The following is a 20,322-nucleotide window of genomic DNA, read 5'->3' as shown; positions in this document are numbered from 1 at the left end:
TATTATCTGATTTAAAAATAAAGAAAAACACCTTTAATGGTGTTTTTCTTTATGATCTTTTAAGTTTGGCACGCACTAAATCGAGTGCATAATGAAGTGTTTTGTCTTTTAAAACAAAGAGTGTGAACCCGTAATAAATGCCACATGTTATTACTGTGCATAAAACCATACTGAGCATATTCACATTGACTGTGTAACTATGAACTTGGAAGATGTTTTTAAAGATATAATAAATAGGAATGAAACCTAGTGACACGATTGTATATCGAGCCAGAGTTGTAAAAATTTCTTTTAGTTCTAATAATTTGTGTCTCTGAATAAAATAAATTTCAAGTAGAACTACAATTGCTTCGGCAATAATTGTTGTACCAATGTAGTATTCTGGATTAAAAATGTTATTGAGAAGGAGGAGAGAGTTAAGAATCACATTGGCTCCACCTCCAATAAAGTAAAAGGCTGTTAAACGATTTTCGTGGTCATTGATAAAAATAATTTGTTTTCCAAGGATTAATTCAATAGCCCAGATGATTGTTCGAAACGCAAATACACTTGTTACGATACCAGCTTCTATATATTTTTCTGAAGAGTAGATTACTGCAGCATAAGTTCCCAGAATCATAATTCCAATACTAGTTGGTATCATGAGGAAGTAGAATAGAGAAGCTCCTTGGTTAACAAGATATTTATATGATTGATAATCTTTCTTTCCTAGATAATAACCAAGTCTAGGGATACTAACGTTAATAGCTCCGCTTAGGACGCTGGCAATTAGCATAACAATACTTGAAGCAATGGTGTAGTAAGAAATATAATTCTCATCAGGTCCTTTAGTGATGAACATACGATCTAGCAAAGTATAGAGCATATTGGCATTTGCTAGAAGGAGCATAGTGAGAAGAGGTTTTGATGATTTGAGCAGGTCTATGAACTCAATTTTCACAAAGGAAACTTCTCGCTTGATCCAGAGGAAACTGAGCAGGTAGTTGATAATGGTTGTTGCACTCATGATTGTGGCATAAGGAACAATATCATCAGGTGACTTAACGAAGGCAAAGATTGCAACTAACATTCCTATACGAATAACCAGTGTCTTATAAAGGATAAAAGAATAATTCTCATAGGCTTCATTCATCCACTCGATATTCAAAAATTGGAAGAGGGCTTGGATTCCAAGAATATAGTATAGGATTTTTAGATTGACAATACTGGTGTCAAAATGAATGAAGAGGAAGTAAATTGCAGTTGTCAGAATAGAAGTAATTAGGGAAATATAGAATAACTTAGAAAAGACGTAGTTAATCTGATTTTTATCATCCTTGACTTTACTGATCGCTCGAATACCGTAATTGTAGATTCCAAATGCAGCCAGGGGAATGATAAAACTGGCCCAAGTATTGGCAGTGTTGAAATAACCGTAATTCGATTTGCTAAGAATCCGCGTCAGATAAGGATTTGTAATCAGGGGAAAGACGATGTTTAGAATATTGACCAGTAAGCTAGCCAACGCATTAATTTTTATATTTTTCATGAAATTTTCTTTCTTACATACTAAAATAGATACTAGTATTATATCACATTCCAACGTCATTCTTTTGAAAATATCTTTAAAATCTAGTATAATAGATAGAACTGAAAGTATGAGGTTACTAGATATGAAAATGAAACAAATCAGTGATACCACACTAAAAATTACCATGTCTTTAGAAGATTTGATGGACAGGGGAATGGAAATTGCGGATTTTCTTGTTCCACAAGAAAAAACGGAAGAATTCTTTTATGCTATCTTGGATGAGTTAGAGATGCCAGACAGTTTTTTGGATACAGGAATGCTCAGTTTTCGAGTGACTCCTAAACCTGACAAAGTAGATGTCTTTGTGACCAAGTCTAGGATTGACCAAAATTTGGATTTTGAGGATTTGGCAGATCTTCCGGATATGGAAGAATTATCAAAAATGTCTCCAGATGAGTTTTTGAAAACTTTGGAAAAAACTCTTGCAGAGAAAACTAAAGATGATATCGAAGCTATTCAGTCTTTGGAACAGGTTGAAAAAGAAGAAGAGGAAGAAAGCGAGGAAGATGTTGAAGAGGTTTCGGATATCCAAGAAGAGTCTACTAAAGAACCCTACATCTACTATATCCTTCAATTTGACAATTTAACAAGCTTAGTCTCTTTCTCAAAGACAGTAAATTTTGAGATGGAAACATCGGAACTCTATAAGATGAATAATCAGTATTACTTAACGATCTTAGTAGATATTGAAAATCATCCTAAACCATACCCTGCCTGGCTATTAGCCCGAATGAGAGAGTATGCTGATGACAGTGATTTAAGTCGTTCAGTATTGCAGGAGTATGGCCAAGTCTTAATTAACCATGATGCCGTGCAAGGACTACAAAAGATATAATAAGAATAAAGAAGCAGAGAATGACCGATCTCTGCTTTTTAATTTTCTCATATATTTTAGATATAATTAGAGCTGAAAATTCCTTAAGAATTAAGCTGAAATGAGATAAAAATTGTCGTCAGAATACGCAGACATTATAGGGTTTAGAAAGTTATCTTATTTGCATCACATATCTTGCTATAATGCTGAAAAAACGGTATGATAGAATGATGTAAGTGAGGTGAACTATGGACCAAGTAAGGATAAAAAGAGAGGTAGAGGAAATCCTTGAGGATGTACTAGCTAAAGCTTGTCTTCATGAAGGATCTATCTTCGTTTTAGGGCTTTCTTCTAGTGAAGTGATAGGAGGACATATTGGAAAAGCCTCCAGTCAAGAAATTGGAGAACTAATTGTCGAAAAGATTTTAGACATCCTATCATCTAAAGGTATCCATCTTGCTGTTCAAGGATGTGAACATGTGAATCGAGCCCTTGTAGTAGAGAGAGAAGTTGCCATCAAATACCATTTGGAAATAGTCAGTGTACTACCTACATTACATGCTGGAGGTTCTGGTCAATTGGCGGCCTTTCGGTATATGAAAGATCCAGTTGAAGTCGAATTTATAAAAGCAGATGCAGGTCTAGATATTGGTGACACTTCTATAGGAATGCATGTCAAACATGTTCAGGTGCCTATTCGACCAATTTTGAAAGAGATTGGTCAAGCCCATGTAACTGCACTTGCTAGCCGTCCCAAGCTTATTGGAGGAGCGCGTGCCCAATACCCACAAGATTATATTAGGAAATTGTAAAATGGAAAAGAAACATATTGAAAAGGTTATAAAATATTCTATTAGAAAGTTCTCTGTTGGAGTCGGTTCTGCTGTTATCGGAGCCGTACTTTTCGGTGCTAACAACCTCTTGCTTGATCAAGTAGCAGCTAATGAAGTTTGTGAGCCAAATCAGGTACACTATCGCTATTTAGCAGAGCAAGAGCTGACAGAAGCTGAAAAAGGCCTTATTCATAAGGAACTCCCTTCTGACTTAAAACAAGATGATGTTGTTTATCTTGTCTATAGAAAAAAAGAAGTTCATACACAATATCTACCAAATACTGGAAGTAAAGAGCTAGGTTTCGTTGGTTTTGGCTTTGCGACAGCTACATTAGCTGTACTAGTGTTCTCTAAGAAGCGACCTAATAAGATAGCAGGTGTTCTTTTTATTGGTGCACTTGGAGGTAGTTACTTTGTTCCTCAGACGATTCAAGCTTTTGAAAATCAAATTCTTTTATCTTATAACCAAACAATTTCTGCTTGTAGTCAAGAAGATTTAGCCAACGGAGTCATTCAAATTGATGGATATGACTATGTTGGTTACTTCAAAGAAGCTGATTTGAAGGTTTCAATGCCTGAAAATAATCAAGACAATAACTTGATTACAGATAAAGTGACACAAGAAGCTCGTGAAGGCGAATCACTTGTTCAACCAGAGCTTCCAACCTACAGAGAAGAGACTACAACTACAGCAACACAGGGAGAAACTCAAGGAAGCGAATCTCTCGTTCAACCAGAACCACCTGTTCATACAAGTGAAGAAACAACAGAGAGCATCCAAGAAGAAGCCCCTGTAGAAGAACCACCTGTCCAACCAGAGCCTCCAGCCCAAACAGAGGAAACTACAGCCAAGGGCACCCAGGAAGAAGGTCATGTAGGTGAATCTCCAATCCAACCGGAACTTCCAGCCTATACAGGAGAAGTAACAGCCAAGGGTACCCAAGAAGAAGGTCATGTAGGTGAATCTCTTGTCCAGCCAGAACTCCCAGAATATACAGGAGAAGTGGCAGCTAAGGGCACTCAAGAGGAAGGTCATGTGGGTGAATCTCTTGTCCAGGCAGATCTTCCAGAATTTACAGGAGAAGTAACAGCTAAAGGGACTCAGGAAGAAGGACACGAAGGTGAACCCCTCATTCAACCGAGCTTGCCAGAATACAATGTGACAGAGTCGACTGTGACTGAAACAGAGACTGTTACTATTCCATATTCTACAGAATACCTATCGGATTCTAATCGCTATACAGATGAAGAAAGTGTTGTTCAAAAGGGTGAAACTGGTAGTCAACTCATTCATCGTGTCTACAAAACGGTTAATGGTGAAAAAATCGGTGAGCCCATAAGTACAAATACAGAGATTGTTAAAGAACCTGTCTCAGAAAAAATTAGTCGAGGCACAAAAGCAATTGAAGGTCAAGCGGAAGAAGTTTCTTTTGAAGAAGTTCCTTTTAAAACGATAACTGAGCAAGATTCTAGTCTTCTCAAGGATACTGAAACAGTCGCACAAGTAGGTAAGAATGGTAAGAAGAAAATTACCAAAGTCTACAAGACTATCAAGGGTGTGAAAACTGCAGATGCCCCTACTGTTTCAGAGGAAATTGTTGAACAGGTACAAGACCACATTATCAAAATAGGTACTAAGGAATTAGAAAAGCCTACTCTGACATTAACAAAAGTTGATACAGAAGAATTGAATCGAAGTGCAAAAGCAACTTATAGCCTTAAGAAACCAGATGGAGTGACTATTAAGTCTATTCAAGCAGTGTTGAAAAAAGGCGATCAAGTTATTAAGACATTTGCTATTTCAGAGTCTAATCTTGCGACAGCTTTAGCTGATCTAGATTACTACAAGGATTATACACTTGCGACGACTATGGTGTATGATCGTGGTAATGGTGATGAAGAAGAAGTTCTTAAGGAAGAACCACTGAGAATCGACCTTAAAAAAGTCGAAGTCAAAAATATTAAGGAAACAAGCTTAATCAGTGTGGATGACCAAGGTAATGAGACCGACAGTAGTCTCTTGTCTGAAAAACCATCGAATGTTAAGCCATACTACTTAAAGGTTACGAATTACGATAACAAGGTTACAAAACTAGCGGTTGATAAAATCGAAGAAGTTACTGTAGATGGAAATAAACTATACAAAGTAACTGCTAAAGCACCAGATTTGATTCAACGTACTGCAGAGAATCGTTTCACTGAAGAGTATGTACACTATTTACCTAAGCCAAAAGCTCACGAAGGTGATGTTTACTACGACTTTAATGAACTTGTAAAAGCTATGCAAGCCAATCCTACTGGTACATTTAAACTTGGTAGCAATATGAATGCTAATAATGTACCAGCTGCTGGTAAATCTTATGTAACCAATGCCTTTAAAGGTTCATTGGGAAGTACTGATGGTAATAAATTTGCTATTCATAATATCACTAGACCATTATTTGGAAACATTGAAGGTGGATCTGTCAAGGATCTCTTACTAGAAAATGTCAATATTGATATGCCTGGAGTTGATCGAGTAGCTCCAATTGCTAATGTCATCAAAAATAATGCAACTATCGAGAATGTCAAAGTAACAGGAAGTGTTGTTGGTAATAATGATGTAGCTGGTATTATCAATAAAATTGATGGTAGTGGAAAAGTAAGTAATGTTGCCTTTATCGGCAAACTTCACGCTGCTGGTAATAGAGGAGGCTATTTAGCTGGTGTACTTGGTGAAAACTGGAAGGGTGTCGTTGAGAAAGCCTATGTTGATGCTGAAATCACTGGTAACAAAGCAAAAGCTGCAGGTCTAGTCTATTCATCTCAAAATGGTGCTAATAACTACACGGTTGGTAAAGAAGGGGTCCTTAGAAATTCAGTTGCTAAAGGTTCTATCGAACTGAAAGAAGCTGTTCAATCTGGTGGATTGCTGGGAACCAACTGGGCCTTGGGTACTATTGAAGACAACATCACTATGATGAAAGTCAAAACAGGTGAAATGGTATTTGGTCACTCAGATATTGATGCTGACGACTACTTCACCTATTCAAGAACCAAACGTAATTATAGTGTTGATGGCGTGAGTGAAGGCAAGAAGTCCTTTAACAATTCACGTAAAATTCCAAGTATCTCACTAGCAGAAGCCGAGAAGAAAATTGAAGCGATGGGAATCACTGCTGATAAATTTACCAGCAGCAAACCTATTGAAGACAAGCTTAATAATAGTCTTAATAAAGACGATCAATACAAAGCAATTGATAGTTATGATGTGAATCGTGAGCTAGCTTACCGTAATATCGCAAAACTTCAACCTTTCTATAATAAAGAGTGGATTGTCGACCAAGGGAATAAACTTGCTGCAGGAAGTCCTCTCCTAACTAAAGAAGTATTGTCTGTCACTGCCATGAAGGGCAATACCTTTGTGACGGAATTAGCTGATGCTGATCATATTATGATCCACTATGCAGATAAGACAAAAGATATCTTTACCATTTCGCCTAAAGATTCAAAAGTGAAACAAGTGAAAGAGTACGGTATTGCAGAACTTGGTGAAGTTGTTTATACTCCGAACATGGTTGACAAGGACCGTAGTGATCTCATCAATGCTATTGTTGAAAAATTGAGTCCTGTGGAATTACAATCTGACCCAATCTACACGCACCTTGGTAGAACTGGTCCAAACAAAGTTAATGCTATTAAGAACCTTTATCTTGAAGAAACCTTCAAAGAAGTTAAGGATAATCTTACTAAATTTGTGAAACAGTTGGTTGAAAATGAGGATCATCAATTAAACACAGATGAGGCTGCTAAACGTGCTTTAATCAAGAAAATTGATGATAACAAGGCAGCGATTCTCCTTGGCCTATCTTACCTTAACCGTTATTACGGAGTGAAGTTTGATGATTTCAATATCAAGCAACTCATGTTGTTTAAGCCAGACTTCTATGGTAAGAATGTAAGTGTATTAGACCGTTTGATTGAAATTGGTTCAAAAGAAGATTATGTCAAAGGAACTCGTACACACGATGCCTTCCGTGAAGTAGTTGCTAAAAATACTCTTTCTGGCAACCTAAATGACTTCCTGAAATATAACATGGAACTCTTCACAAAAGATACAGACTTGAATGATTGGTTTATAAAAGCAACTAAAGATAATGTCTATATCGTGGAACCAAAAACAACAAATCCTGATTTTGCTGATAAGAAACATAGAGCTTACGAAGGCTTAAATAACGATATGCATGGCAAGATGATTCTACCACTCTTGAACTTAAAAGATGCCCATATGTTCTTGATTTCAACATATAATACCATGGCCTACAGTTCATTTGAAAAATATGGTAAGAACACTGAAGCAGAGCGTAATGCCTTCAAAGCTGAAATTGATAAGGTTGCTAAAGGACAACAGAATTACCTAGATTTCTGGTCACGTCTATCTCTAGATAAAGTACGTAATCAGCTCTTGAAGAGCAATAATATGGTTCCAACACCTGTACTGGACAACCAGAATTATAAAGGCATTAGTACTGATCGTTATGGCTATACAAACAGTGGTAAAGATGTGGCGCCTATCCGTGAATTGTATGGACCTACAGACCGTTACCATGCGACTGATTGGCGTATGGGAGCTGTGGCTCGCGTTTATGCGAATCCATATAAGGATGATTCTGTCTTCTTTATGGTGACGGATATGATTAGTGATTTTGGGGTATCTGCCTTTACTCACGAAACGACTCACGTAAATGACCGAATGGTTTACCTAGGTGGCTCAAGACACCGTGAAGGAACAGATCTTGAAGCATTTGCTCAAGGGATGTTACAAACTCCGTCAGTATCAAATCCAAATGGTGAGTACAAAGCCCTAGGTCTCAACATGGCTTATGAACGTCCAAACGATGGAAATCAATGGTATAACACTAATCCAAATGACCTTAAATCACGTGACGAAATTGATCGTTACATGAAGGGCTATAATGACACCCTCATGCTTCTAGATTATCTTGAAGGAGAAGCTGTCCTCAATAAAGCAAATCGAGATTTAAACAATGCTTGGTTCAAGAAGGTCGATAAGCAATACCGCGGAAACAATACAAAGAATCAATTCGATAAGGTTCGACCTTTAAGTGATGAGGAAAAGGCTATTCCTTTACGCACAGTGGATGACTTAATTACGAACAACTTCATGACCAACCGTGGTCCAGGTAATAGAGTTTATAATCCATCTGACTTTGATTCTGCTTATGTGAATGTTCCAATGATGACTGGTATCTATGGTGGAAATACCAGTGAAGGTGCTCCTGGAGCTATGTCATTCAAACATAATACTTTTAGAATCTGGGGTTACTATGGCTACGAAAAAGGCTTCCTAAACTATGCTTCTAACATGCTAAAAGCTGAATCTAAAAAAGCTGGTAAAGATACTCTAGGTGATGACTTCATCATTAACAAGATTTCTGAAGGAAAATTCAACAATCTTGAAGATTGGAAGAAAGCTTACTTTGAAGAAGTAGTGAATAAGGCTAAAAAAGGAATTCAATCTATTGAAATCGATGGTAAAACATACTATAGTTATGAAGACTTGAAACGTGCATTTGCTGAAGCAGTTGATAAAGATAAGACCACTCTAAGTAACGGATCTGTCAAATTTGATAACACCGTATCACTTAAAGAAAAACTCTTTAAGAAACTTCTTCAACAAACAGATAGCTTTAAAACTTCTATCTTTAAATAATCAATTGACTCCCACCTGCTAAGCAGGTGGGAGTTTTTTGTGTCCCAAAAGATGCCTTATTTTCCAAACAGATTTCAAGTATTTTTAGGGTGATAGGTATATAATAGAGCTATAATACAATATCTATATTCATATGATGAGCGAGAAAGGTGATGAAAATGAAAAAATGGCAAGCAACTGTATTGGTCTGCGCTAGTCTGGTCTGTCTATCGGCTTGTAACAATCAGATGGAGAACCAAGCTGATAAGCAAAATGGAGACAAAAATGTACAAGTTAGTTCTCAGGTAGCAAAAAAAGGAGAAGAAGTTCCAAACTTTGAACTCACGGGAGTTGATGGAAAAACTTATCGTCTATCAGATTACAAAGGCAAAAAAGTCTATCTCAAATTTTGGGCATCTTGGTGCTCTATTTGTCTAGCCAGCCTCCCTGATACCGATGAACTGGCAAAAGAAGCTGGCGATGACTTTGTAATCTTGACAGTTGTTTCTCCTGGTCAAAAAGGGGAACAAGCAGAAGAAGCCTTCAAAAAATGGTATCAAGGATTGGACTATAAAAATCTCCCTGTCCTTCTAGACCCTTCGGGAAAACTTCTAGCAAGTTACGGAGTTCGTTCTTATCCGACTCAGGCCTTTATCGATAAAGAAGGAAAACTAGTCAAGACTCAACCAGGCTTTATGGATAAGGCAAGTATTTTAGAAACTCTGAAAAGCATAGATTAGAGGCTACTCATGAATGATAAATTAAAAACAATACTCTTAATTGGAGTGATCATTTGCATCATCATCGGAATTTTGTTTCTTTTGGAAAGAAGGAGCGCAAGCTACACAGATACCACTCAAATCGAGAAGGCAGCAGTTAGTCAAGGGCAAAAAGTCACGAAAAAAACTGAGCCAAGTAAAGATGCTGACCTACATGAAATCTATCTAGCTGGAGGCTGTTTCTGGGGAGTTGAAGAGTATTTTTCAAGAGTAGCAGGTGTGACAGATGCTGTTTCTGGCTATGCGAATGGCAGTGGAGAAACAACCCAGTATGAATTGATCGGCCAAACTGGGCATGCTGAGACTGTTCATGTGACCTACGATACCAATCAAATTACTCTAAAAGAGATCTTGCTCCATTATTTCCGCATTATCAATCCAATTAGTAAGAATAAGCAAGGAAATGATGTGGGGACTCAGTACAGAACGGGAGTCTACTATAAGGACGAGCAGGACCTAGAAGTCATCAATCAAGTCTTTGAGCAAGTTGCTCAAAAGTATGAGCAGCCTCTAGCGGTTGAAAAGGAAGCCTTAAGAAATTTTATCGTGGCTGAGGACTATCACCAAGATTATCTCCAGAAAAATCCCAATGGATATTGCCATATCAATGTCAATCAAGCATCCTATCCTGTTATTGATGCGAGTAAATATCCAAAACCGAGTGACGATGAATTAAAAAAACTCCTATCTCCAGAGGAGTATGCAGTGACTCAAAATAGTCAAACAGAACGGGCCTTTTCAAATCGTTACTGGGATAAATTTGAATCAGGAATTTATGTAGATGTAGCAACTGGCGAACCACTCTTTTCTTCGAAAGATAAATTTGAATCGGGCTGTGGTTGGCCAAGCTTTACCCAGCCTATCAGTCCAGATGTTGCGACCTACAAGGAAGACAAGTCTTATAATATGGTCAGAACAGAAGTCAGAAGCCGAACTGGTGATTCCCACTTAGGACATGTCTTTACAGACGGACCTCAGGACAAGGGGGGACTTCGCTATTGTATTAACAGCCTGTCTATCCGTTTTATTCCAAAGGATCAAATGAAAGAAAAGGGTTATGGTTATTTGTTAGATTATGTTGAGTGAACGTGATATTCTTAAAAAGAGTTTACTAAAAATGTTTTGGATTCATATTTGATTTTTTTAGAAGTGTTGACTTTAATATTTGGAGTCTAATTGCTCTTAAATAAAGATATTTTTAAATAAAAGAAAAAAATTATCAAAAAACGATAAAAAAGTGTTGCATTTCAAAAAAATTATGCTATACTAGACATATCGATAAACAATAATAAGTTTTCGAGTAGTAACAAAAAGAGCTCATTTGTTGCTAAAACTAAAAATATTTTATAAAAGAGGAAATCATCATGAAAAAAACTACATCAACTAAAATCGTAAACTTTACTAAATCACTTGTTACACTAGGCTCTAATTTCGGAATCTTTACCCTCAGTTTCTTTAGTATCGCTTCCTTAGTTCTTCTACTTGGTCAATTTGATATCAGCCAACTAATGCCTGAAGGTGGAGAGGTAACAAGGTCAGGCTACGAAGCGTGGGGAGGGGTTAATGCCTTTGTTCTAACCTTTGTTGCTGGTAATACACTTCTGACTTATGGCCTTATCAAATTAAAACAGTTTGCTAAGGACTTTAAGGAAAGCGATTTTTTTGAAGATACAACCATTTCATTCTTGAAAAAAGGTGCAGTTTTAATGACACTAGTAGGAGCAATCCAAGGTATTACAGAACTTATTCTTAACCCAGCTCATATTATTTTTAACTTCTCGATTGCAGCATTTTTGTTTCTTGCTAGCTTGGTGCTTACCTCTATCAAAAACCAATTTTCAGATAAAGTAGCATAATACATGTACGTAATACTTACTAATATTGTATAATATAGTAGAGATTAGAAACGAGGTTTTGAAATTAATGTCTAAGAAAAATTCCTACTTACCATTTGCTTTAGGTTTTATTAATATCCTACTTTTTATCTTGGGAGTATCTTTAGTTATATCCATCCTTTTAACAGTTTTCAATGTAACTGAGATTAGCCTATTTAACCTTGGGACTATTTCCTTAAAACCTGATATGGTGAATACTTCAATACTAGTGAGTGCTTTGTCCTTTATCAATAGCTTTATCATTCTGTTTGTACTATTCTGTGTTAGACAGTTCTTCCAAAATATTATTCATGAACAGATTTTTACAAGTTATAATGTCAAACTTGCTAATCGTATTTCTCTTTCTCTCTTTATTGCCTCATTTCTAGGAGATGGTATTTTGACACTCAATGGTTATTCATTTCTAAATATAACTTTCATGGTTACTGCTCTCGTTGTTTGGACAATTGGTAAAGTCCTTGAAAAAGCAAACGAAATTGCAGAAGAAAATGAGTTTACAATTTAGAGAAAGGAGACTATCACATGATTGTTATTAATCTAGATGTCGAATTAGCAAAGAAAAAAATGCGTTCAGGAGATTTAGCAGAACGTGTAGGTATTACTCCCGCAAATCTTTCAATACTGAAAACAGGTAAGGCCAAAGCTATACGTTTTTCAACGCTAGAAGCCATTTGTAAAGAACTTGGGTGCCAACCTGGTGATATATTGGAATATGTGCCAGATTAAAAAGTGGTTCAGCATAAGCTGAACCTTTTTATTTTGTTAAATTATATAAAGAATTCTAAAACATTTCCTGATAATCTGATAAAAAATACTGACTAGATAAATTCTAGGGACCTTCTTATTTATGGTATACTTAGGATATGCATAGAAAAACAGTGATTGATTTTAGGGCTTTGGGCGAGAGATACACCTTTACCCAGCCTATCAAAGAGTTAAAAACCAGAGATTTAGCACAAGTGGCGGACTTATTAGCACAAGTGGAAAGCTACCAAGAGCAAGGCTACTATGTGGTGGGCTATGTCAGCTATGAGGCTGCACCAGCTTTTGAGGAAAAATTAGCAGTACACTCAGGTCCCTTGTTAGGAGAGTATCTCCTCTATTTCACTATTCATGATAGTGTAGAAAAATCCAGTATCCCTCTGACTTATGAGGAGGTGGATTTGCCATCAAATTGGCAGGAAGTAACATCTGCTGAGGACTATGAAAAGGCGATTGCCCAAATTCACCATCATTTAAGACAAGGAGATACCTATCAGGTCAATTATACTGTCCAACTCAAGCAGAATTTAAGTGCTAATCCTTTTGCCATTTACAATCGTATGGTGGTTGAGCAGGAAGCGGGATATAATGCCTACGTAGAGCATGATGATATGGCAGTGATTTCCATGAGTCCTGAACTCTTTTTTGAGCAAAATGGTCGTGAGTTGACGACTCGTCCTATGAAGGGGACGACTAAACGTGGTTTGAATAACGATGACGACTTGAAAGAGGCGGCTTGGTTGGAACAGGATCCCAAAAATCGTTCAGAAAACATGATGATAGTGGATCTCTTGCGCAATGACATGAATCGTATTTCTGAGGTTGGTAGTGAGCATGTGGAGCGTTTATGCCAAGTGGAGCAGTATTCTACGGTGTGGCAGATGACTTCGACTATCAAGAGTCAGTTACGACCGGATGTTGATCTAGTAGAAATCTTCCGTTCGCTTTTTCCATGTGGCTCCATCACAGGAGCTCCCAAGATAGCGACCATGGAAATTATCAAGGACTTGGAACCCCAACCCAGAGGAGTTTACTGTGGGACATTTGGACTCTTACTTCCCAATGGTAGACGGATTTTCAACGTAGCCATTCGAACCATTCAACTGCATGGAGGGCAAGCCATCTATGGTGTCGGAGGTGGCATCACTTGGGATAGTACTTGGGAGTCAGAATACCGTGAAGTCCAGCAAAAAGCAGCGGTTCTTTATCGAAAACAGCCTTGTTTTCAGCTGATTACGACAGGGAAAATCAACCAGAAAAAATTGCTCTTTGAAAAGCAACATCTAGAAAGATTGCAAAAGGCTAGTCGTTATTTTGCCTTTCCATTTGACCAAGAAGTTTTGAGACAAAAAATAGAGAAGGAGTACCAGTCTTGTGACATCTGTCAAGATTATCGGATACGAATCAGTCTCAGCAAATCTGGAGAGATTGAAATTGAACGACAAGTATTGACACCACTTAGCTCTAACTTTTGTCAGGCCAAACTTTGTCTACAGGAAGCGGATTTGGAGCAGGCCTTTACCTACTTTAAGACGACACACCGACCACATTTGACAGTGGGAGAGCAGGAAATCATCTATCACACTGCTGATGGAAAATTGCTTGAGACCTCCATTGGGAATCTAATCTTAAAAATGGATGGTAAGCTCTATACCCCACCTAGTACTCTTGGCATTTTATCAGGGATTTATCGCCAGCATTTACTTGAAAGTGGGCAGGTAGAAGAGAAGGTCTTGATTTTATCAGATTTGAAAGAAGCAGAAGTTATTTATGGCTGTAATGCAGTTAGGGGCTTGTATGAGTTGTCAATGAAGGAGAACTAAATGAAACTAATATTTTTACATGGATAAGCCTAATCTAAAGGTTATGGAAGGTATTCAACAACTGTTGCCAGATTCTTAATTTCAGATTATCCCTGACGGCCCTCATATCTTGAATAGGGCAAAACTAAAAGAGTTTGCAGAAATAACTAGAAGTTTTCTTGAATTGCTGAAATAAGTTTGATAAAATAATATCGAGATTAATATTATAATTTTAGGAGGAAATCATGAACAAACTTCATTTATTAAAACTTGGTCTAGCTTCTTTACCTGCTCTAGCTTTGTTTTTACATCCAGTTGTGGCAGATGAAAGTATCCATTTTTCAAGCTGTAAGGAAGCTTGGGAGAATGGTTATGCAGATATTCATAAGGGAGAACCAGGGTATTCTACTACTCTAGATAAGGATCATGATGGGATTGCCTGTGAATCGAAGAATGCGCCTAAGGGTGTTTTAAAAGAGAAAAAGTCGAGTACATCACAAGCTAACACCAATGTAGCACCAAATAGTGCAGCACCTACCTCAAGTGTAGCAGCTGAAAGTGGCTGGGTTCGTCAGAATGGATCTTGGTACTATTTTTCTGAAAATGGGAAACCAGTAACAAATACTTGGCAGGGTGCTTACTATCTCAAGTCAGATGGAAGAATGGCTGAGAATGAGTGGGTATACGATAACTATTACCAAGCCTGGTATTACCTTAAATCAGATGGATCTTATGCACGTAATGCTTGGCAGGGAAGTTACTATCTCAAATCAGATGGTAAGATGGCTCAGGGTGAATGGATTTATGATTCTTACTACAAAGCTTGGTATTACCTCAAATCAGATGGAGCTTATGCGCATAATACTTGGCAAGGTTCATATTACCTCAAGTCAAATGGGAAAATGGCTCAGAGTGAGTGGGTCTATGATTCTTCTTACCAAGCCTGGTATTACTTGAAATCAGATGGATCTTATGCTCGCAATGCATGGCAAGGAAATTACTATTTGAAATCGGATGGTAAAATGGCTAAGAATGAGCGAGTGGATGGTGGACGCTATTATGTAGATGCTTCTGGTTTGTGGAAACCATAGAGTAGAAATAATCTGGAAAGGTAATGCAAAGCTTTGCACAAATCTAACGATTTTGTTATACTATGTCTGTAAGCATTTCCATTAATAAATATAAAGGAGAAAAAGATGAGTCAAAAGATTATTGGGATTGACCTTGGTGGAACTTCTGTCAAGTTTGCAATTTTAACTCAAGAAGGAGAAATCCAAGAAAAATGGTCTATTAAGACTAACATTTTGGATGAAGGAAGCCATATCGTAGACGATATGATTGAATCAATTCAACATCGTTTGAACTTGCTTGGATTGTCAGCTACGGATTTCCAAGGGATTGGTATGGGTTCACCTGGTGTAGTTGACCGTGAAAATGGAACTGTTATCGGAGCCTACAACCTCAACTGGAAAACTCTTCAACCAATCAAAGAAAAGATTGAAAAAGCCTTGGGTATTCCATTCTTCATCGATAATGATGCCAACGTAGCGGCTCTTGGTGAGCGTTGGATGGGGGCTGGTGAAAACCAACCAGACGTTGTCTTTATGACACTTGGTACAGGTGTTGGTGGCGGTATCGTGGCAGAAGGCAAATTGCTCCACGGTGTTGCTGGTGCTGCTGGTGAGCTTGGTCACATCACTGTTGACTTTGACCAACCAATCGCATGTACCTGTGGTAAAAAAGGCTGTCTTGAGACAGTTGCTTCTGCAACAGGGATTGTCAACTTGACTCGTCGTTATGCAGATGAATACGAAGGCGATGCGGCCTTGAAACGCTTGATCGACGACGGTGAAGAAGTAACAGCCAAAACTGTCTTTGACCTTGCAAAAGAAGGAGACGACCTTGCCTTGATTGTTTATCGTAACTTCTCACGTTACTTGGGTATTGCATGTGCCAACATCGGTTCTATCCTAAATCCATCAACGATTGTAATCGGTGGTGGAGTTTCAGCTGCGGGGGAATTCCTTCTCCAAGGCGTGCAAAAAGTTTATGATGAAAATACCTTCCCACAAGTTCGTACAACAACGAAATTAGCTCTTGCAACTCTAGGAAATGACGCTGGAGTGATTGGAGCAGCATCACTTGTCTTGCAATAAGAAACAAAAGAAGGAGAAAATCACTATCTTGAAGCGAGTGATTTTCCTCCTTTCTTTTTTTATGCTATACTAGTTAAGAAAAAACGTTGAGGAGAGAGTAAATGACAAAAGCAGATAAGATTTTTAAAGAAAATATTGAGCGAATTCTCAATGAAGGTGTCTTTTCAGAACAAGCTCGTCCCAAGTATAAGGATGGAACAGTAGCTAACTCCAAGTACATTACAGGTGCTTTTGCGGAGTATGATTTGTCCAAGGGTGAATTTCCAATCACGACCTTGCGTCCAATTGCTATCAAATCAGCTATCAAAGAAGTGCTTTGGATCTATCAAGACCAGTCCAATAGCCTAGAAATTCTCAATGACAAGTACAATGTTCACTACTGGAATGACTGGGAAGTGGGAGATACAGGGACAATCGGTGAGCGTTACGGGGCTGTTGTTAAAAAGCACGACATTATTAACAAGATTCTCAAACAGTTAGAAGCCAATCCTTGGAATCGTCGCAATATCATCTCTCTCTGGGATTACCAAGCTTTTGAGGAAACAGACGGCCTTCTTCCATGTGCCTTCCAGACCATGTTTGATGTCCGTCGTGTAGATGGGGACATCTATCTGGATGCGACCTTGACCCAGCGTTCTAACGATATGCTTGTAGCTCACCACATTAATGCTATGCAGTATGTGGCGCTTCAGATGATGATTGCTAAACATTTTGGCTGGAAGGTTGGGAAGTTCTTCTACTTTATCAACAATCTTCACATCTACGACAATCAATTTGAGCAAGCTCAGGAATTGCTCCGTCGTGAACCTTCAAATTGCCAACCACGTTTGGTCTTGAATGTACCAGACAAGACCAACTTCTTTGATATTAAAGCAGAGGATTTTGAGCTGGTTGATTATGATCCAGTCAAGCCACAGTTGAAGTTTGACTTGGCAATTTAAGAACATAAAAAGAAGTTGGAATTTCCAACTTCTTTTTTGTTTATTAACGTGATACGCGACGGCGAGCTGCTTTTTTACGGTTTTCTTCGATGAAAGCTGCTTTTTGTTCTTCTGGTTCAATCACTTGTTTTTTAAATGCGTATACTGCACCTGCAACAGCAGCAACAGTTCCTGCAACACCTGTTACGAGACCTTTAGCAAATCCTTTAGCCATGAGTCTTCCTCCTTTTATTTATAAATCAGACGGAAATAGCTCAAGAAATAGCATTTTTCTGCCTGTACATTTTGTGATATAATAATAGTAACGAAAAAATGGGAATTTTTCAAGGAAAAACGATGAAAACAAAAATAATTGTGATTGTTGGTCCAACAGCTGTTGGAAAGACTGCACTTGCCATTGAAGTTGCTCAGCGATTTAATGGAGAAGTAGTTAGTGGAGATAGCCAACAAGTCTACCGAGGCCTAGATATTGGGACTGCCAAGGCTAGTCCGGAGGAGCAGGCAACTGTCCCTCATCATTTGATTGATGTGAGAGATGTAACCGAGTCTTACTCGGCTTTTGATTTTGTTTCAGAAGCCAAGGCAGCCATCGAGGATATTCAAAGTCGTGGTAAACTTGCTATTATTGCTGGTGGGACAGGACTTTATATCCAAAGTCTGCTAGAAGGATATCATTTAGGTGGAGAGACACCACATGAGGACATTTTAGCTTATCGTGCTAGTCTAGAGCCTTTTTCAGATGAGGAGTTAGCCCAACTCCTAGAGCAAGCAGGTCTTGAAGTTCCCCAGTTTAATCGTCGTCGTGCCATGCGTGCCTTGGAAATAGACCATTTTGGTCAAGACTTGAAAAATCAGGATAGCCCTTATGAAGCACTGATTATTTGCTTGGATGATGAGCGTAGTCAACTCTATGAGCGTATCAATCACCGAGTGGACCTGATGTTTGAGGCTGGACTATTGGATGAAGCCAAGTGGCTGTTTGACCATTATCCAGATGTACAGGCTGCTAAAGGCATTGGCTACAAGGAACTATTTCCCTATTTTCGGGGGGAGCAAAGTTTGGAGGAGTCTAGCGAGAGTCTCAAGCAGGCGACTCGTCGATTTGCCAAGCGCCAGCTAACCTGGTTCCGCAATCGCATGCAGGTGACCTTTTATCAGATAGGAGAATCTGGTGTAAAAGACCGCATTTTAAGCCAGATTGAGGAGTTTTTAAATGATTGAAACGGAGAAAAAAGAGGAGCGAGTCCTGCTGATTGGAGTTGAACTCCAGGGTATGGATAATTTTGACCTCTCCATGGAAGAGCTGGCTAGTTTAGCCAAGACAGCTGGAGCAGTTGTAGTGGATAGCTACAGACAAAAACGAGAAAAATACGATTCTAAGACCTTTGTTGGGTCTGGTAAGTTGGAAGAAATTGCTCAAATGGTGGAAGCAGAAGAAATCACGACTGTCATCGTCAATAACCGTCTGACACCTCGACAAAATGTCAATTTAGAGGAAGTCTTAGGTGTCAAGGTCATTGACCGTATGCAGTTGATTTTAGATATCTTTGCTATGAGAGCTCGAAGCCATGAAGGGAAACTCCAAGTTCATCTTGCACAACTCAAGTATCTCTTGCCTCGTTTGGTTGGTCAGGGGATTATGCTCAGCCGTCAGGCAGGGGGAATTGGTTCACGTGGTCCAGGTGAAAGTCAGCTGGAGCTTAATCGTCGTAGTGTTCGCAACCAGATTACAGATATCGAACGTCAACTCAAGGTGGTTGAGAAAAATCGAGCGACAGTTCGAGAAAAACGTTTGGAGTCAAGTACCTTTAAGATTGGTTTGATTGGTTACACCAATGCTGGGAAGTCAACTATTATGAATACTTTGACCAGCAAGACTCAGTATGAAGCGGATGAGCTTTTTGCAACTCTAGATGCAACAACTAAAAGCATCCATCTGGGGGGCAATCTACAGGTAACCTTGACAGATACTGTTGGATTTATCCAAGACCTACCGACAGAGTTGGTGTCCAGTTTCAAGTCGACCTTGGAAGAAAGCAAGCATGTAGATCTCCTGGTCCATGTCATCGATGCTAGCAATCCTTACCATGAGGAACATGAAAAAACGGTCCTCTCCATCATGAAAGATTTGGACATGGAGGATATTCCTCACTTGACCCTTTATAATAAAGCAGATTTGGTGGAGGACTTTACTCCTACTCAAACGCCTTACGCTCTGATTTCTGCTAAATCTAAGGATAGTCGAGAACAGTTGCAGGCTTTATTGCTGGATAAGATTAAGGATATTTTTGAACCCTTTACGCTACGCGTGCCTTTTTCTAAGTCCTACAAGATTCACGACTTAGAAAGTGTCGCGATTCTTGAAGAACGGGACTATCAAGATGACGGCGAAGTCATTAGAGGATACATTTCTGAGAAAAATAAATGGAGATTAGAAGAATTTTATGACTGATATAAAAACTTTGGCACTCAAGTATGGTGGCTATACAAGTCTAGACAAGGTCTATCTGGACCAGATTTTAGCCGGTAGGTCTGAAGAGGAGCAGCTAGCTCTCATCACACCTCCACCAAGCGTGGTTAATGCCTACTTTGCAGAGCTTTACCAGAAAAAGAGTCCTCAGGCTGCAACAGATTATTTTGCAGAAGTCAGTCAGGAACTGAATCTCTACAATGCTGATCCAAGTTTCACTCTAGAAACCAAGCCCTTTATTCGCCTTAATCTATCAGGCAAATCATTTGGTTTCTGCTATGAGAGAGAAGGACTAGGTCGGATTTTCTCAGAAGCTGAGGAGCTAATTACAGATGAATTACTCTTTGAGATTGCGCAAATCTTCCCTCATCAACTAGTCTTTGAGGAGTCTGGAAAGATTTACATGAAGGCAATCGGAGAAGAGGAAGTTGTTAACGTGGAAAAACTCACAGCCTTGACAGATTTGGAAAGCTTGGCAGATGGTCGCAAGCGTCTCAAAGGCTATAGTCAAGAGGATTTGCAACAAGAAGCTAAATCTTTTAGCGGTAAACTTTATTACCGCTCGGAAAACCGCACCGCTATGTTATATATTGATTAATTAGAAAGTA

General features: G+C 38.6%; 17 protein-coding genes and 1 pseudogene. 16 read left to right on the top strand and 2 right to left on the bottom strand.

Going from position 1 to position 20,322, the window contains the following annotated elements; all coding sequences use genetic code 11:
• Window positions 1–49 precede the first annotated feature (49 nt).
• Window positions 50–1,528, bottom strand: a complete 1,479-nt coding sequence (locus tag PAN07_RS05615) for an oligosaccharide flippase family protein (protein WP_269797441.1) — start codon at window positions 1,526–1,528, stop codon at window positions 50–52.
• Between the two features lie 124 nt (window positions 1,529–1,652).
• Here PAN07_RS05615 and mecA point away from each other — a divergent pair, with 124 nt between their 5' ends.
• The 13 genes and pseudogenes from mecA (at window position 1,653) to PAN07_RS05550 (ending at window position 17,244) form a co-directional block, all read left to right on the top strand.
• Complete coding sequence (gene mecA, locus PAN07_RS05610; protein WP_269797440.1) at window positions 1,653–2,405, top strand: adaptor protein MecA; 753 nt, start codon at window positions 1,653–1,655, stop codon at window positions 2,403–2,405.
• A gap of 227 nt (window positions 2,406–2,632) precedes the next feature.
• Window positions 2,633–3,196 (top strand): TIGR01440 family protein, encoded by a 564-nt coding sequence (locus PAN07_RS05605; protein ID WP_269797439.1) that lies wholly within the window; start codon window positions 2,633–2,635, stop codon window positions 3,194–3,196.
• 1 nt (window position 3,197) lies between these two features.
• Window positions 3,198–8,930 (top strand): ZmpA/ZmpB/ZmpC family metallo-endopeptidase, encoded by a 5,733-nt coding sequence (locus PAN07_RS05600; protein WP_269797438.1) that lies wholly within the window; start codon window positions 3,198–3,200, stop codon window positions 8,928–8,930.
• A gap of 158 nt (window positions 8,931–9,088) precedes the next feature.
• Window positions 9,089–9,649, top strand: a complete 561-nt coding sequence (locus PAN07_RS05595) for a redoxin family protein (RefSeq protein ID WP_269797437.1) — start codon at window positions 9,089–9,091, stop codon at window positions 9,647–9,649.
• A 9-nt stretch (window positions 9,650–9,658) separates the two neighbouring features.
• Window positions 9,659–10,774 (top strand): peptide-methionine (R)-S-oxide reductase MsrB, encoded by a 1,116-nt coding sequence (msrB, locus tag PAN07_RS05590; protein ID WP_269797436.1) that lies wholly within the window; start codon window positions 9,659–9,661, stop codon window positions 10,772–10,774.
• A gap of 278 nt (window positions 10,775–11,052) precedes the next feature.
• Window positions 11,053–11,544 carry a hypothetical protein gene (locus PAN07_RS05585; protein ID WP_269797435.1) on the top strand — a complete coding sequence of 164 codons (492 nt, stop codon included), beginning with the start codon at window positions 11,053–11,055 and terminating at the stop codon, window positions 11,542–11,544.
• A gap of 67 nt (window positions 11,545–11,611) precedes the next feature.
• Window positions 11,612–12,088 carry a DUF2975 domain-containing protein gene (locus PAN07_RS05580; RefSeq protein WP_070458987.1) on the top strand — a complete coding sequence of 159 codons (477 nt, stop codon included), beginning with the start codon at window positions 11,612–11,614 and terminating at the stop codon, window positions 12,086–12,088.
• Between the two features lie 17 nt (window positions 12,089–12,105).
• Complete coding sequence (locus PAN07_RS05575) at window positions 12,106–12,309, top strand: helix-turn-helix transcriptional regulator (RefSeq protein WP_004252288.1); 204 nt, start codon at window positions 12,106–12,108, stop codon at window positions 12,307–12,309.
• A gap of 137 nt (window positions 12,310–12,446) precedes the next feature.
• On the top strand, window positions 12,447–14,168 hold the full coding sequence (gene pabB, locus PAN07_RS05570) for an aminodeoxychorismate synthase component I (protein ID WP_269797434.1): 1,722 nt from the start codon (window positions 12,447–12,449) through the stop codon (window positions 14,166–14,168).
• Window positions 14,169–14,190: 22 nt separating this feature from the next.
• Window positions 14,191–14,343, top strand: a pseudogene (locus tag PAN07_RS05565) (alpha/beta hydrolase); the annotation flags it as partial.
• A gap of 49 nt (window positions 14,344–14,392) precedes the next feature.
• Window positions 14,393–15,238, top strand: a complete 846-nt coding sequence (locus tag PAN07_RS05560) for an excalibur calcium-binding domain-containing protein (protein ID WP_269797433.1) — start codon at window positions 14,393–14,395, stop codon at window positions 15,236–15,238.
• Between the two features lie 105 nt (window positions 15,239–15,343).
• Window positions 15,344–16,303, top strand: a complete 960-nt coding sequence (locus tag PAN07_RS05555; protein WP_074324662.1) for an ROK family glucokinase — start codon at window positions 15,344–15,346, stop codon at window positions 16,301–16,303.
• Between the two features lie 101 nt (window positions 16,304–16,404).
• Complete coding sequence (locus PAN07_RS05550) at window positions 16,405–17,244, top strand: thymidylate synthase (protein ID WP_269797432.1); 840 nt, start codon at window positions 16,405–16,407, stop codon at window positions 17,242–17,244.
• A 43-nt stretch (window positions 17,245–17,287) separates the two neighbouring features.
• On the opposite strand, the gene PAN07_RS05545 is transcribed toward PAN07_RS05550, so the two are convergent.
• Window positions 17,288–17,458 (bottom strand): DUF3042 family protein, encoded by a 171-nt coding sequence (locus PAN07_RS05545; protein ID WP_269797431.1) that lies wholly within the window; start codon window positions 17,456–17,458, stop codon window positions 17,288–17,290.
• A 122-nt stretch (window positions 17,459–17,580) separates the two neighbouring features.
• On the opposite strand from PAN07_RS05545, the gene miaA reads away from it, so the two are divergent.
• From miaA to PAN07_RS05530, 3 genes are read left to right on the top strand one after another with little or no spacing between them, the layout of a single operon-like run.
• Window positions 17,581–18,465: a tRNA (adenosine(37)-N6)-dimethylallyltransferase MiaA gene (gene miaA / locus PAN07_RS05540; RefSeq protein WP_269797430.1), complete on the top strand. Its 885-nt coding sequence runs from the start codon at window positions 17,581–17,583 to the stop codon at window positions 18,463–18,465.
• Entirely contained in the window at window positions 18,458–19,696 is a 1,239-nt protein-coding gene (hflX, locus tag PAN07_RS05535; RefSeq protein WP_269797429.1) for a GTPase HflX, read from the top strand. Before miaA ends, hflX begins: the two co-directional genes overlap by 8 nt.
• Window positions 19,689–20,312, top strand: a complete 624-nt coding sequence (locus PAN07_RS05530) for a cystathionine beta-lyase (RefSeq protein WP_269797428.1) — start codon at window positions 19,689–19,691, stop codon at window positions 20,310–20,312. Before hflX ends, PAN07_RS05530 begins: the two co-directional genes overlap by 8 nt.
• The last annotated feature ends 10 nt before the right edge of the window (window positions 20,313–20,322 follow it).

It is taken from the genome of Streptococcus sp. SM5 (genome assembly GCF_027497975.1).
Note: the sequence above shows the minus strand (reverse complement) of the source record. Positions and strands in the feature narration are given on the sequence as shown.

What these genes read in the sequence shown, in the direction of transcription:
- hflX (WP_269797429.1), top strand. Translation starts at nt 18,458, where the DNA reads ATGATTGAAACGGAGAAAAAAGAGGAGCGAGTCCTGCTGATTGGAGTT.
- pabB (WP_269797434.1), top strand. Translation starts at nt 12,447, where the DNA reads ATGCATAGAAAAACAGTGATTGATTTTAGGGCTTTGGGCGAGAGATAC.
- PAN07_RS05545 (WP_269797431.1), bottom strand. Translation starts at nt 17,458, where the DNA reads ATGGCTAAAGGATTTGCTAAAGGTCTCGTAACAGGTGTTGCAGGAACT.
- PAN07_RS05560 (WP_269797433.1), top strand. Translation starts at nt 14,393, where the DNA reads ATGAACAAACTTCATTTATTAAAACTTGGTCTAGCTTCTTTACCTGCT.
- mecA (WP_269797440.1), top strand. Translation starts at nt 1,653, where the DNA reads ATGAAAATGAAACAAATCAGTGATACCACACTAAAAATTACCATGTCT.
- PAN07_RS05585 (WP_269797435.1), top strand. Translation starts at nt 11,053, where the DNA reads ATGAAAAAAACTACATCAACTAAAATCGTAAACTTTACTAAATCACTT.
- miaA (WP_269797430.1), top strand. Translation starts at nt 17,581, where the DNA reads ATGAAAACAAAAATAATTGTGATTGTTGGTCCAACAGCTGTTGGAAAG.
- PAN07_RS05600 (WP_269797438.1), top strand. Translation starts at nt 3,198, where the DNA reads ATGGAAAAGAAACATATTGAAAAGGTTATAAAATATTCTATTAGAAAG.
- PAN07_RS05575 (WP_004252288.1), top strand. Translation starts at nt 12,106, where the DNA reads ATGATTGTTATTAATCTAGATGTCGAATTAGCAAAGAAAAAAATGCGT.
- PAN07_RS05550 (WP_269797432.1), top strand. Translation starts at nt 16,405, where the DNA reads ATGACAAAAGCAGATAAGATTTTTAAAGAAAATATTGAGCGAATTCTC.
- PAN07_RS05530 (WP_269797428.1), top strand. Translation starts at nt 19,689, where the DNA reads ATGACTGATATAAAAACTTTGGCACTCAAGTATGGTGGCTATACAAGT.
- PAN07_RS05615 (WP_269797441.1), bottom strand. Translation starts at nt 1,528, where the DNA reads ATGAAAAATATAAAAATTAATGCGTTGGCTAGCTTACTGGTCAATATT.
- msrB (WP_269797436.1), top strand. Translation starts at nt 9,659, where the DNA reads ATGAATGATAAATTAAAAACAATACTCTTAATTGGAGTGATCATTTGC.
- PAN07_RS05580 (WP_070458987.1), top strand. Translation starts at nt 11,612, where the DNA reads ATGTCTAAGAAAAATTCCTACTTACCATTTGCTTTAGGTTTTATTAAT.
- PAN07_RS05555 (WP_074324662.1), top strand. Translation starts at nt 15,344, where the DNA reads ATGAGTCAAAAGATTATTGGGATTGACCTTGGTGGAACTTCTGTCAAG.
- PAN07_RS05595 (WP_269797437.1), top strand. Translation starts at nt 9,089, where the DNA reads ATGAAAAAATGGCAAGCAACTGTATTGGTCTGCGCTAGTCTGGTCTGT.
- PAN07_RS05605 (WP_269797439.1), top strand. Translation starts at nt 2,633, where the DNA reads ATGGACCAAGTAAGGATAAAAAGAGAGGTAGAGGAAATCCTTGAGGAT.